Source organism: Lentzea sp. JNUCC 0626 (genome assembly GCF_043632865.1).
Classification (GTDB): Bacteria; Actinomycetota; Actinomycetes; order Mycobacteriales; family Pseudonocardiaceae; genus Lentzea.
In genome coordinates this window covers 4619835-4631778 of sequence record NZ_CP171635.1, presented here as the reverse complement: position 1 = coordinate 4631778, position 11944 = coordinate 4619835, and the positions used below count along the sequence as shown (strand labels likewise).

13 protein-coding genes are annotated in these 11944 nt (G+C 68.6%); 4 read left to right on the top strand and 9 right to left on the bottom strand.

Translation table 11 applies throughout. The features are described 5' to 3' along the window. Nucleotides 1-113: 113 nt before the first annotated feature. The 4 genes from JNUCC0626_RS20380 to JNUCC0626_RS20365 form a co-directional block, all read right to left on the bottom strand. Complete coding sequence (locus tag JNUCC0626_RS20380; protein WP_394621365.1) at nucleotides 114-692, bottom strand: TerD family protein; 579 nt, start codon at nucleotides 690-692, stop codon at nucleotides 114-116. A 33-nt stretch (nucleotides 693-725) separates the two neighbouring features. Beyond that, nucleotides 726-1385: a TerD family protein gene (locus JNUCC0626_RS20375; RefSeq protein WP_394621364.1), complete on the bottom strand. Its 660-nt coding sequence runs from the start codon at nucleotides 1383-1385 to the stop codon at nucleotides 726-728. Between the two features lie 8 nt (nucleotides 1386-1393). Then, nucleotides 1394-2461, bottom strand: a complete 1068-nt coding sequence (locus JNUCC0626_RS20370; protein WP_394621363.1) for a DUF475 domain-containing protein — start codon at nucleotides 2459-2461, stop codon at nucleotides 1394-1396. An 87-nt stretch (nucleotides 2462-2548) separates the two neighbouring features. Beyond that, nucleotides 2549-3127 (bottom strand): TerD family protein, encoded by a 579-nt coding sequence (locus tag JNUCC0626_RS20365; protein ID WP_394621362.1) that lies wholly within the window; start codon nucleotides 3125-3127, stop codon nucleotides 2549-2551. 415 nt (nucleotides 3128-3542) lie between these two features. On the opposite strand from JNUCC0626_RS20365, the gene JNUCC0626_RS20360 reads away from it, so the two are divergent. Then, entirely contained in the window at nucleotides 3543-4451 is a 909-nt protein-coding gene (locus JNUCC0626_RS20360) for a TIR domain-containing protein (RefSeq protein WP_394621361.1), read from the top strand. A gap of 100 nt (nucleotides 4452-4551) precedes the next feature. Here the strand turns inward: JNUCC0626_RS20360 and JNUCC0626_RS20355 are convergent, their stop codons facing one another. From JNUCC0626_RS20355 to JNUCC0626_RS20345, 3 genes are read right to left on the bottom strand one after another with little or no spacing between them, the layout of a single operon-like run. Then, nucleotides 4552-5685 (bottom strand): aromatic ring-hydroxylating oxygenase subunit alpha, encoded by a 1134-nt coding sequence (locus tag JNUCC0626_RS20355; RefSeq protein WP_394621360.1) that lies wholly within the window; start codon nucleotides 5683-5685, stop codon nucleotides 4552-4554. A 39-nt stretch (nucleotides 5686-5724) separates the two neighbouring features. Beyond that, entirely contained in the window at nucleotides 5725-6279 is a 555-nt protein-coding gene (locus JNUCC0626_RS20350; RefSeq protein ID WP_394621359.1) for a TetR/AcrR family transcriptional regulator, read from the bottom strand. After that, nucleotides 6276-7637 (bottom strand): cytochrome P450, encoded by a 1362-nt coding sequence (locus tag JNUCC0626_RS20345; protein ID WP_394621358.1) that lies wholly within the window; start codon nucleotides 7635-7637, stop codon nucleotides 6276-6278. The genes JNUCC0626_RS20350 and JNUCC0626_RS20345 overlap by 4 nt, the downstream gene beginning before the upstream one ends. Before the next feature lie 49 nt (nucleotides 7638-7686). On the opposite strand from JNUCC0626_RS20345, the gene JNUCC0626_RS20340 reads away from it, so the two are divergent. Next, nucleotides 7687-8826, top strand: coding sequence for a HEAT repeat domain-containing protein (locus JNUCC0626_RS20340; protein WP_394621357.1), 1140 nt, complete (start codon nucleotides 7687-7689; stop codon nucleotides 8824-8826). On the opposite strand, the gene JNUCC0626_RS20335 is transcribed toward JNUCC0626_RS20340, so the two are convergent. Beyond that, a complete protein-coding gene (locus JNUCC0626_RS20335; RefSeq protein ID WP_394621356.1) occupies nucleotides 8816-9556 on the bottom strand; it encodes a DeoR/GlpR family DNA-binding transcription regulator in 741 nt (246 codons plus the stop codon). The two genes, JNUCC0626_RS20340 and JNUCC0626_RS20335, sit on opposite strands and share 11 nt — an antisense overlap. 49 nt (nucleotides 9557-9605) lie before the next feature. On the opposite strand from JNUCC0626_RS20335, the gene JNUCC0626_RS20330 reads away from it, so the two are divergent. After that, nucleotides 9606-9968, top strand: coding sequence for a DUF4406 domain-containing protein (locus JNUCC0626_RS20330; protein ID WP_394621355.1), 363 nt, complete (start codon nucleotides 9606-9608; stop codon nucleotides 9966-9968). 32 nt (nucleotides 9969-10000) lie between these two features. Continuing rightward, a complete protein-coding gene (locus JNUCC0626_RS20325) occupies nucleotides 10001-11119 on the top strand; it encodes a metal-dependent hydrolase family protein (RefSeq protein WP_394621354.1) in 1119 nt (372 codons plus the stop codon). A gap of 160 nt (nucleotides 11120-11279) precedes the next feature. On the opposite strand, the gene JNUCC0626_RS20320 is transcribed toward JNUCC0626_RS20325, so the two are convergent. Beyond that, nucleotides 11280-11882, bottom strand: coding sequence for a phosphoribosylanthranilate isomerase (locus JNUCC0626_RS20320; RefSeq protein WP_394621353.1), 603 nt, complete (start codon nucleotides 11880-11882; stop codon nucleotides 11280-11282). Nucleotides 11883-11944 lie beyond the last annotated feature (62 nt).

Sequence of the window (11944 nt, the reverse complement as noted above, 5' to 3'; positions counted from 1 at the left end):
TCCGTCAAATTCCCGGCGCCGTGGCCAATCGACCGTCCACGAATCGGTGTGGGTTCGTGCTCTTGCTCGCCCGGTGGGCGGAGAACCGTTGTCGTGGCTCTCCGCCCACCGGGTCAGAGCGCACCGCTGATCGCGGGCAGCATGTCGTGGAAGGTGCGTCCCGAGGTGGGGATGCCGAGCGCGGTCATCGACCAGCCGGCCCCCTCTCGTGACACCTTGGCCATGATCTGGGCGTTGTGCCTGCCGGAGCCCGAGAGGCTGTACTTGGCGACCTCGGCGCCACCACCCGCTTCGTCCACCAGGCGGCAGAACGCGTTCTCGATCTGCGAGAAGTCCTGGCCGGTGAACGAGTTCACGGTGAACACGAGCGTCTTCACCTCGGTGGGCACCTGGGTGAGGTCGACCCGGATCGACTCGTCGTCGCCGTCGCCCGCGCCGGTCCGGTTGTCACCGGTGTGCACGACGGCCCCGTTCTTGCTCCTGAGCTGATTGAACCAGACCTGGTCGACGAGCTTGCCGGCACCGTCGAAGAGCAGTGCCGAGGCGTCGAGGTCGATGCTCTGGTCGCGCAGGCCGAACAGGCCTCTCTTCTTCACGGCGTCCCAGCCGAGTCCCATGCGGACGTTCGTGAGCGTGCCGCCGTTCTGCTTCTGCAGGGAGACCTTCTGGCCCTTGGTCAAGGTGATGCTCATACCGGACAACCTTTCGTCGGAGTGGTCGGCTCGCTACTTGCGACCTGCCGTCCAGCGCAGGCCCCAGCCGTATTCCTGGTCCAGCCGCTGCTGGCCGCCGTCGAGGTAGCGGACTTCGCGGCGTACGGTGAGACTTCCCGTGCCCGACTGCTCGATCATGGCGACCGCGCACATCCGGGCGTTGTCGCGAGGTTCGTCGAGCCGGACCTCGATGGCGGGACCTGTTGCGGGGTGCAGGGTCACGACACCGTCGGCGGCCGCCCAGTTGGGCACGCCGTCGTAGATGAAGCTGAACACGATCATCCGGCGGATGCGGGCGGCGTGGGCGAGGTCCACGAACAGGTTCTCGCCTGCCGTGCTGGTGCCGGAGCGGTCGTCCCCGTCGAGCCAGATGACCTTGTCCCGCACGCCTTCAGGGCTCGCGGTGAAGGAGTTCCCGAGTGCCTGGACGACGCCCTTGGAGCCGTCGGTGAACTCGTAGAGGCAGCCGAGGTCGAGGTCGATGTCGGACGGGGCGAGCCACTGGCGCAGGAGTCCTCCCGCGCTTTTGGGCGCCGGGCGGGCGTTCCAGTTCAGGTTGACCCGCAGCACGCCCGTGGTCTGCTTGTGCAGAGAGACGTTCGGCTTGGACTTGGTGAGCAGGACGGTTCCGGTGGACCCTCCTGCGGGCCGTTTCGTGTAGTCGATTGCCATGACACACCTCAGGTTCCTGCGTTTTCCAGTGAGCGGTCGGCCGCTGTGGCACGTCTGTTGCGGACGACCGAGGAGACGAACGCGAGCAGGATGAAGCTGATCCCGATGAGCCCGGTCACCAGTTCGGGGATCTCGAACTTGATGGTGCCCAGCAGGAGCACGGCGAGCGCGCCGATCGCCCAGTGAGCGCCGTGCTCCAGGTACACGTACTCCTCCAGAGTCCGTTGCCGGACCAGGAAGACGGTCAGCGAGCGCACGAACATGGCACCGATCAGCCCGAGACCGATCGCGATGATGATCGGGTCGGACGTGATGGCGAAGGCGCCCACGACCCCGTCGAAGCTGAACGTCGCGTCGAGGACCTCCAGGTACAGGAAGGACATGAAGGCGGCCTTGCCCACCTTGACCTTCAGCGTGCTGCCGCCGCCGTGCTTGTCCGGGTCGAACCTGGAGCTCAACGCCTTCACGAGCACGTAGGTGAGCAAGCCGAACACGCCGGACACCACGACCGTCGTCGACTTGCCCTCCGGCGCGAACTCCAGCGCGGCCACGGCGATCACGAGCAGTGACACCGCGATAGAGAGCTGTTCGAGCTGCCCGATTCGCGCGAGCGGCCGTTCCACCCAGCCCATCCAGGTGATCTCGCGCCGTTCGAAGATGAAGTCGCAGAACAGGGTCAGCAGGAAGATGCCGCCGAACGCGGCGATCGCGGGATGCGCGTCGTGCAGGATGTATCCGTACGTTCCCGGCGTGTGCGGGTCACCACCCTCCATGGCGAGCGAGATCGCCGAGGTGGGGGAGAGGCCGGCGGTCACGCCGACCACGAGCAACGGGAACGCCAGCCGCATGCCGAAGACGGCGATCAGAATGCCGACCGTCAGGAAGAGCTTCTGCCAGAAGGCGCTCATCGTCTTGAGCACCGTCGCGTTCACGACCGCGTTGTCGAACGAGAGCGTCAGTTCCAGCACACCGAGGATCGCGGCGAGGGCGAGGCCCGCCGGGCCGGCGTAGAGGTAGGCGCCGACGAGTCCGACGGCGGTGACGGCGAGCGAGCCGCCGAACGTCCTGAGCCACATGGGTTTCTCCGTCGGGATGAGGGTGGGCCGGACCGGCTGTCCGCCGGAGCGGCCCATCACCTTCGTGCGCGGGACCGGAAAGGACCGTCAGGCCACGTTCACGCCGTAGTCGCGGGCGATGCCGGACAGGCCGGAGGCGTAGCCCTGGCCGACGGCGCGGAACTTCCACTCACCGTTCGCGCGGTACAGTTCGCCGAAGAGCATCGCCGTCTCGGTGGAGGCGTCCTCGCTCAGGTCGTAACGGGTGATCTCCGCGCCACCGTCCTGGTTGACCACCCGGATGAACGCGTTGCTCACCTGCCCGAACGACTGCGACCGCGCCGCGGCGTCGTGAATGGACACGGCGAACACGATCTTCTCGCAGTCGGCGGGAACCCCGGCGAGGTCGACCTTCAGCGACTCGTCGTCGCCGTCCCCCTCGCCGGTCAGGTTGTCGCCGGTGTGCTCGACGGACCCCTCGGGGCTCTTCAGGTTGTTGAAGAAGATGAAGTGGGCGTCGGACATGACCTTGCCGGAGGCGTTGCACATCAGCGCGCTCGCGTCGAGGTCGAAGTCCACGCCGCTGGTCGACCGCGCGTCCCAGCCGAGCCCGACGAGGACCGCGGTGAGACCGGGGGCCTGCTTCGTGAGAGAGACGTTGCCACCCTTGGTGAGCATTACGGTCATTGCTTCCTCCTGTTGTTCGCGCAGCCGTCGACAACGGCTCCGGACTATTGAGTGCCGCTTATCTCTGGCGATTTCACGGCGACTTGTCGAACGCGCTGTGGACATCGGAACGTGGAAGCTGCCGTTACAGGTGTGCCGGGGTGGGTCTGGACGTTGTCCAGAAATCGTCCAGTATTTGTCTTGTGGCGTTCATACTGGACACGACTAGTGGTCACCGGCGAAGAACCGCCTGGTCCAGGCCTGAGCGAGATCGTTTGTCGGCCTATTTCCGCAGGTCCGGGACGTATTCTTGGCGATGCTGAATTTCGCTGGCGGGCGAAGTGGTGGCCAAACGAGTCGTGCACGTTCTGGAAATCGGCGTGTGGAATGCTTGGCGGACCGGTCGTTGTTCACTCGGAAGGTCGACGAGGTACTGATGCCCGATCGCGAAACCTATGACGTCGCTGTGTCGTTCTCAGGCGCGCAGCGCACCCTGGCAGAGAATTACGTGCGGGCCTGCGAGGCTCTCGGACTGAGCGTCTTCTACGACAAGAACGTCTTGGTCCAAATGTGGGGACGCAACTTCATCGTCGAGTTCCGCAAGATCTACGGGCAGGGCATCGCGAGGTATGTCGTGCCGTTCTTCTCGCGGGACTACCTCGGTGGCGCGTACCCGATGGACGAGTACAACGCCGCGCTCGCCTGGTCGATCGAGCTCCGCGACGACGCGTACATCCTGCCGATCCTGGTGGGGGACGTGAAGGTGCCCGAGCAGCTGTTGAGTTCGGCGACCTCACACCTGCGCGCGGACGACTGGTCGGTCGAGGAACTCGCGAAGATCACCGCCGAACGCGTCCGCAGCACCGTGCCCGCTGCCGCCGCCCCGGCCCCTTCCGAGCGTCCGTCGGGCATCCTGCTGCCGCGGATCGCGCCGGGCAGCTACAGCCCCTACGAGACTCTGGAGAACGCGCTCTCCGTTGTCGGCGAACGATTTCAGGCGCACGCGGGTGCACTGGAACAGTACGGCTACACCTGCCGGGTGCGGACTCCCGACCACGTGGTGGAGGTTCGCGTCGAGAAGCACGGAGCGTCCGTGTACGGGCTGAAGGTCTGGTTCCACGACACCTTCGGGCAGGACCAGCTCGCGGTGGGGTACGGCGCTCCCGCGTACCGGGGTGGCGGAATGAACGGCTGGGCCACCGCGGAGTGGGACAGGCAGCACGAGGAGGCCAGGCTGAGGTTCACCGACGGTCTGCAGGGCACGGGCGGCGCGCTGCTGACGGCCGAGGATTTCTTCGACGCGTTGTGGCGCAAGGTGATCGTGTACATCGAGCAGACGCACTGACCCGATGGCCGTGCTGGACCGGATCGAGATGCTGCCGGTCCATGTCGGTGAGCAGGTGCTGGCCTCCCCTGCGTCAGCACGCCATTGACGTCGAGCTACCTCACGTGAGGCCTGCGCGGTAGGCGTCGAGCAGCAGGCCGTGGAAGTGGTGCACGCCGTGCTCGGACAACCCGGTGCCCGCCGGGTCGTAGACGATCCGCCCCTGCTCGAACGCGGGCGTGCGCATTCCCCGTTGGACGCTCTCCACGATGGCGATGTCCTGCACCTGCAACACCTCGTCGATGTACCGGACGCCGTCCAGTTCGGCGGCGGTCAGGTCGGTGGTGTCGAAGTAGAAGTCCCACGTCTCGCGGCTGCGTTCCGGGCCGTCCGGCAGGATCTGGAGCACCATGAAGTTCGCCCGGCCGGGGTAGCGCAGCAGGCAGGTGTTGGGCCAGAGCCACCACACCGCGTGCTGGTTCACCGTCGCGCCGGACACGTCGTAGGCGCTGTTGGCCTGCTTGCCCGCCTCGGCGAAGTGGCTCGACCAGATGCCGTGCGTCTGCACGTCGTACGTGCCCATGTCGACCAGGTCCACGAACTCCGGGTGCGCGATGTGGCAGTGGTAGCACTCCAGGAAGTTGTCGACGACGTTCTTCCAGTTCGAGTCGATCGTGTAGCTGAGCCTCTTGGCGTGGGTGAGTCCAGCGACGTCCGGAGCCCAGAAGTCGACCTCCGCCGCCAGGTCCGGTGCCTGCTCGGCGAGTTTCTCGGCGGCCGGGTCGAGGTTGACGTAGACGAACCCGCCGAACTCCTCCACCTGCACCTGGTCGAGGCACACCTCGGACTTGTCGAACGTCTCCATGCGGTCGGCCCGGCGCGCTGCCTTCAGGCCGCCGTTCAGGTCGTACGTCCACGCGTGGTACGGGCACACGATGTTGCGCGTGACGCCCGAGCCGCTCAGGAGTTCGTGCGCGCGGTGCTTGCACACGTTGTAGAACGCGCGCAGTTCGCCGGAACGGTCACGCACCACCACGATCGGCATGCCGGCCACGGTGGACGCCGTGTAGCTGCCCGGTGCGGCGAGCTGCTCGACGTGGCAGATCCATTGCCACGTCCGGGAGAAGACGGCGCGGTCCTCGAACGCGGACCACGCGGGATCGACGTAGGCCTCGGCGCGCAACGACATCGAGCGCGCGGGGTCGGTGTGGTATCCGGTGGCGATGCGATGAACGTCCTCAGCCGTGACCTTCATGCCTCACAAGGTAGAGCTGTTTGAACGATCGTTCAAGGTTCACGCGAGCGCGATGTCCTCGCACAACTTCACGGCCCGGCGCAGCGCGGCGCGGTCGAGGCCGAGCAACGCCGTCAGCCACAGGCCGTTCTGGATCACGTCGATGTCCGCCGCCCGTTTCGCGCACTCGTACCGGGACAGGTCCGGCCGGGCCGCCCGGATCAGCCGGGCCAGCCCGGACCGGTACCGGCCCTGCGCCTCGGTGTTGATCCGCTCGAACTCCTCGGCGGCCTGCGCGAGCGACCACAGCTGCAACCGCAGCGACAGGTACTCGGTCGTCAGGAACTCCGGATCGGCCACCCTGCGCAGTGCGATCCGCAGCCGTTCGCCTGCCGGCAGGTCGGGATCCGGTTCCACCAGTGCGATGTCCTGCTCCTCGATGCGGCGCAGGGCTGCGGCGATCAGGCCCGTCTTGTCGGCGTAGTGGTAGTTGACGAGGCCGAGTGCGACGCCCGCCTCCCGTGCCACGGCCCGCATGCTGACGCCGCCGATGCCGTGCCGGGACAACAGGGTGAGGACGGCGTCGAGGATCCGTCCGGCCGAGTCTGTGCTCACCCACCGATCGTAGTGAGACTCGTCGGCAGGCGTTCGAAGCCGCGCAGGATGCGGGTCGGGCGCCGGCGCGCGCCGGGCAGCGGGGCGAGGCCCGGGAACCGTTCGAAGATCGTCCGCAGCCCGATCTCGCCCTCCATCCGCGCGAGCTGGGCGCCCAGGCAGTAGTGCCGTCCGGCGCCGAACGACACGTGGTCGCGCGCGTTCGGTCGGGTCACGTCGAACCGGTGCGGGTCCGCGAAGACGGACGGGTCGCGGTTCGCGCCTGCGAGCACGGTCGTGACGAGCTGGCCGCGCTGGACCGGTACTCCGGCGACTGTCGTGTCCTTCGCGCACATGCGGCCGGTCAAAAGCACCGGCGGGTCGTAACGCAGGACCTCGTCGACGGCGTTGCTCCACAGCGCCGGGTCGGCCCGAAGCGCCGCGAGTTGTTCGGGATGCTTGGTGAGCAACGAGATTCCGTTGCCGAGCAGGTTCACGGTCGTCTCGAACCCGGCCGCGAGCACGAGTCCGGCGGTGGCCTTCAGCTCGCGTTCGGTGAGGCCCACGCCGTCCTCGCGGGCGGTGATCAGGCGGCTCAGCAGGTTGTCGCCGGGGTTCGCGCGCAGGGCGTCGAGGTGTCGGGAGAGCCAGGCGTCGAACGAGGTGAGCGTCGACTCGACGTTGCGGAACACCCGCCACGACAGGCCCAGGTCGAGGCTCGGGGCCGCCGCCGCGCCGAGGGCGAGGACGGTCGACCGTTCCTGCGGGGGCACGCCGAGGATCTCGCTGATGACCGTGACCGGCAGCAGGCCGCAGTAGGTCTCGATCAGGTCGACCGGGTTGTCCGGGTCGAGGCCGTCCAGCAGGTCGTCGGCGATCTCCTGGGTGCGGACGCGCAGCTGTTCGACGGCTCGCGCGGTGAAGACGCGGGTGACGAGCTTGCGGTAGCGGGTGTGCGCGGGTGGTTCGACGGCCAGCAGCGACGGTGGTTGGACCGGGTGCATGACGTCCGTGGCGGACCACGCGGCGAGCTTGCCGAGGAGGCCGGCGCCGAAGCGCGGCCGGGCCGTCACGAACGCGTCGTCGGCCAGGACCGCCTTCACGATCTCGTGTCGCGTGGTGGTGTGGCCGACTTTGGTTCGCGCCAACGGGCCGCGGGCGCGGATCTCGTCGAAGAGTCCGGTCAGGTCGGCGCCGGTGGTGGCCTCGACGGTGATGCGGCCCTGCAGGTCGCCGCGGCGGGCCGCGAGGCGCAGGATCGCGCGCGGCAGGGCGTGGCCGATGCTCCAGCGCACCGCCGGTTTGACGTGCTCCTCAGCCAGGCTCGTCACGGTTCGCAGCCTGGCCGGTACGCCGTCGTGAGTCAAGGTCTCGGCCATCCGGGCCAAGGGAGAGTCCACTTCGGACCAGCGGGTAGCCTGCCGCGCCATGGAGATCCGGGTGCTGATCGACCGCTTGAGCTCAGACCACTGGAAGCCCGAGATCGAGGACTTCGTGCGCGAGCAGGGGATCACGACGTTCGGCGAGCTGGTGGACCTGATCACCACGTCGGAGGACAGCGACGTCATCCGGCAGGGCTACCGGGTGTTCTCGCTGGTCGATGCCACCGAGCTCTACCCCGGCCTGCTCAGGCACGAGCACCACGGCATCCGTCGCAAGGCGGCGGCCCAGTTCCGCGGCGAGGAGGCCTTCCAGCGCGCGGCCGACCTGCTGCCGCTGCTCGCCGACGAGGACCACCACGTGCGGCAGGAAGCGATGTGGGCGTTCAGCACCATGGGGCCGGAGGTGTTGCCGCTGCTGCAGGAGACCCGCCGCACGGCTCGTGGGGCGTTGCGGCGCGGTGCGTTGGCCGGCATCGCCGAGGTCGCCGGACCCGACGCGTTCCTGCCGGAGGACCGCCGCGTCATCGACCGGTTCATCCAGTACAAGATCGAAGACAGCAAGTACGACACCGATGAGATGCACCTCTGCGGTGGCTGGTACGCGATCAAGACCGAGGACCAGGCGGCCGTGCTCGGCGTGTGCGGCTTGACCGACCCGGTGCCGGTGACCAGGGTGCTGGGCGCCGACGCGTGGAACAACGACCACCACGCGTGGGGCAGCGGCAACGAACACGCCCGCTGCTCGCGCGTCTACGTCACGGGCTCGTGGGACGGCTGGACGCTCGTGTTCGGCGAGCCGTTCGAGCACGGCACCCGCCCGGTGACGGAGATCTGCGCGGTGCTGAGCGCCGTGTTCGGTGAGGCGCACTACTACGGCGAGAGCTGTGGCGACGGCTGGACGTCGTGGTGCATCGCCGAAGGCGGCGAGGTCCTCCGGTACTACGACGCCTTCAAGGAAAACGAGCAGATCGGGTCGCACGAGGTCGAGGAGGGCTGGTGCCTGCCGCACGACCTCAGCGACGAGAACGACGAACTCGAGGACATCTACGCGACCGACGTGGCCGAGGCGCTGTCGGTGAACCCCCGCTACTTCGAGGGCGACGTCGAGGGGCCCGGCGTGCTGGCGTTGACGCAGTGCGGCGTGAAGTACGGTTCTCCCAAGGGGTTCCTGCGGATCAGCAGCTGATCACCGGGACCTCCAGCGCGCGCACGACGTCGTTGTCGGCGTCGGTGATCACGCCCGCGATGTCCGCGAACGGCAGGACGGTGAACCGCGACGCCGTGCCGATCTTCTCGGAGCTCGCCAGCACGTAGGTGTCCGCGGCCTGGTGGGCGAGCGCGCGTTTCATCGCGGCCTCGTCGGCGTCGCCGGTCGTGAGGCCCGCATCGGGGTGCACGCCCGTGACGCCGAGAAAGAAGAGGTCGGCGTGCACGCCCCGTGCGGCCTCCACGGCGGCGGCACCGCATGCGACCATCGAGTGCTTGAAGAGCCTGCCGCCGACCACGTAGACGTCCACGTTCTCGTGCTCTTCCAACGCGCTCGCGATCGTCGGACTGTGCGTGACGACCGTTGCGCGCAGGTCGAGCGGTAGCGCGCGCACGACGGCAAGGGTCGTCGTGCCGCCGTCGAGGATCACGGTGCTGCCGGGCTCGACCAATGCCGCTGCCGCGCGTGCGACCCGTTGCTTGCCATCGACCTGCACGCCCTGACGCGTCGCGTAGTCGGCGATGGCGGGGGATGCGGGCAGTGCGCCGCCATAGACGCGTTGGCACAGCCCTGCTGCTGCGAGATCGCGCAGGTCACGACGGATCGTGTCCTCGGAAATGCCCACTTCGGCGGCGAGGTCCTTGGCGACGATCCGGCCGTCGGTGCGCAGTCGTTCGAGCAGCAAGTCACGGCGTTGGGCGGCCAGCATGCACGTTTCTCCTTGTTTTTGCCGAGTCTTGCACATTATGGTCGGTCGCATGCTGATTCTGATCGCAGGCCCCTACCGCTCCGGCACCGGGGACGACCCCGACCTGATGGCACGCAACCTGGCCGCCCTGGAAGAGGCGGCGTGGCCGCTCTTCCGCAGCGGGCACGTGCCGATGATCGGCGAGTGGGTGGCGTTGCCCGTGCTGCGCGGCGCCGGGGGCACGTCGGTGACCGACCCGGTGGCGGCGGAGATCATGTACCCGACCGCCGAACGCCTGCTGCGGCACTGCGAGGCCGTGCTGAGGCTGCCGGGGGAGTCGACCGGCGCGGACGAGGACGTGCGGATCGCGCGCGAACGCGGCCTGCCGGTCTACGACCGGGTCGAGGACGTCCCCGGCTACGTCGCCGCCTAACCTGGGTCCCCTGAAACCGTTGGGGGACAACGATGAAACAGGCTTTTCGGGCAGCGCGGACCTTCGACGGCGAACGGGAGGTCCCGGGCGAACCGGTGATCGTCGTCGAGAACGGCAAGATCGTCGCGGGCGGGCCGGGCGACGTGCCGGTGACCGACCTCGGGGACGTCACGCTGATGCCGGGGCTGGTCGACGCGCACGTGCACCTCGCGTTCGACCCGTTCGGCGTGGCGACCGACCAGACCGATCCGGACGACGTGGTGCTCGCCCGCATCCGCGCCAACGCCTTGGAGGCGCTCCAAGCAGGCATCACGATGGTGCGGGACCTCGGCGACCGCGGCTACCTGACCTCGCGGGTGCGGGACGCGGGTCCGGAAGTCCTGGTCGCGGGCCCGCCGGTGACGACGACGGGCGGGCACTGCTGGTTCCTCGGCGGCGAGGCGGACGGCATCGAGGGCGTGCGCGCGGCCGTCACCGAACGGGTCGAGCACGGCGTCGACGTCGTCAAGATCATGGCCACCGGCGGTTCGATCACGCCGGGCTCGTCGCCGTTCGACCAGCAGTACACGACCGAGGAACTGCGTGCGGGCGTGGAGATCGCCCACGCGGCGGGCATCCCGGTCACCGTGCACGCGCACGCCACGTCGGGCATCAAGGCGGCGGTGGAGGCGGGTGTCGACTCGATCGAACACGCCTTCTTCCTCGCGCCCGGCGGCCTCGCGGTCGACTGGGACACCGTGGACGCCATCGTGCGCGCGGGGATCTACGTCAGCACGACCTCCGCACGCCGTCCGACCGCCGAGCCCGCCACCCCGGTGAGCCTGACGTTGCGGGAGAACTTCGCCCGCATGCGCGAACGAGGCGTCAAGCTCGTGTGCTCCTCGGACGCGGGCATCGGCCCGTTCAAGCGGTTCGACTCGCTGCCGCACGGCGTGATCGAGTTCGGGGAGCTGCTCGGGTTCACGCCTGCCGGCGCCCTCGCATCCGCGACCAGCGTGGCGGCGGACGCGTGCGGCATCGGCCACCGCAAGGGCAGGCTCGCCCCCGGTCACGACGCCGACCTGCTGGCGGTGGGAGGCAACCCCTTGGAGGACCTCCAAGCCCTGCTGGACGTGCGTGCGGTCTTCCGGGCGGGCGAACGCGTCGTCTAGGCGCTGTCCTGCAAGTTCGTCAGGTGGCAGGTGCGGGCGAGCGACCCGGAGACGGTGCCGCCGCAATGCCCTCATACCGGGCGTATTCGGGCTTTGCGGCGGTGCCGTCTCCGGGTCCCTCGGCCGCCACGGACGCCCGACGAGACTTGCAGGACAGCGCCTAGGCGCTGTCCTGACCCCGTGCGGCGGCGACGAACGCGCGCATCCGCCCGTGGTCCTTCACCCCGCGGCTCGACTCGATGCCGCTCGACACGTCCACACCCCACGGCCGCGCGACGCTGATCGCCCCGGCCACCGTCTCCGGCGCCAACCCGCCCGCCAGCAGCCACTCCCCGGCAGGCGGGTTCTCGGCGAGCCGGGTGATGTCCCACTGCTCACCCGACCCGGCGACCGGCGAGTCGATCAGCAGCCAGCGCTCCCCGAACGCCCCGGTCCGCACGTCCGTCGACGGCCCGAGCGCCGTCGCCCGCACCAGGTCGAACGGCAGGTCGGCCAGCTCGTCGAACGCCTCGCGCGGGTAGTCGCCGTGCAGCTGCAACGCGCGCACGCCCGTCTTCAAAGCCAACTCACCACCCTCGGCGGCGGTGACACCGCGCACCACGGCGACGGTGAGGACGTTCGGCGGCACCTCCGCCACGAGTCGCGCGGCGAGGTCGACCTCGATCTGGCGGGGGCTGCTCGTCAGCACGAAACCGACGGCGTCCGCCCCGGCTTCCACGGCGACGGCGACATCGGACTCGTTGCGCAGACCACAAAGCTTCACGAACACACTGCTCACACTAGTCGTGTGGCGACGAACGCACTGTCACGCAGCTAACAGTCACA

Excerpts from the sequence above, each read along its gene's own strand:
- JNUCC0626_RS20380 (WP_394621365.1), bottom strand. The coding sequence starts at position 692 with ATGAGCATCACCTTGACCAAGGGCCAGAAGGTCTCCCTGCAGAAGCAG.
- JNUCC0626_RS20375 (WP_394621364.1), bottom strand. The coding sequence starts at position 1,385 with ATGGCAATCGACTACACGAAACGGCCCGCAGGAGGGTCCACCGGAACC.
- JNUCC0626_RS20370 (WP_394621363.1), bottom strand. The coding sequence starts at position 2,461 with ATGTGGCTCAGGACGTTCGGCGGCTCGCTCGCCGTCACCGCCGTCGGA.
- JNUCC0626_RS20365 (WP_394621362.1), bottom strand. The coding sequence starts at position 3,127 with ATGACCGTAATGCTCACCAAGGGTGGCAACGTCTCTCTCACGAAGCAG.
- JNUCC0626_RS20360 (WP_394621361.1), top strand. The coding sequence starts at position 3,543 with ATGCCCGATCGCGAAACCTATGACGTCGCTGTGTCGTTCTCAGGCGCG.
- JNUCC0626_RS20355 (WP_394621360.1), bottom strand. The coding sequence starts at position 5,685 with ATGAAGGTCACGGCTGAGGACGTTCATCGCATCGCCACCGGATACCAC.
- JNUCC0626_RS20345 (WP_394621358.1), bottom strand. The coding sequence starts at position 7,637 with ATGGCCGAGACCTTGACTCACGACGGCGTACCGGCCAGGCTGCGAACC.
- JNUCC0626_RS20340 (WP_394621357.1), top strand. The coding sequence starts at position 7,687 with ATGGAGATCCGGGTGCTGATCGACCGCTTGAGCTCAGACCACTGGAAG.
- JNUCC0626_RS20335 (WP_394621356.1), bottom strand. The coding sequence starts at position 9,556 with ATGCTGGCCGCCCAACGCCGTGACTTGCTGCTCGAACGACTGCGCACC.
- JNUCC0626_RS20330 (WP_394621355.1), top strand. The coding sequence starts at position 9,606 with ATGCTGATTCTGATCGCAGGCCCCTACCGCTCCGGCACCGGGGACGAC.
- JNUCC0626_RS20325 (WP_394621354.1), top strand. The coding sequence starts at position 10,001 with ATGAAACAGGCTTTTCGGGCAGCGCGGACCTTCGACGGCGAACGGGAG.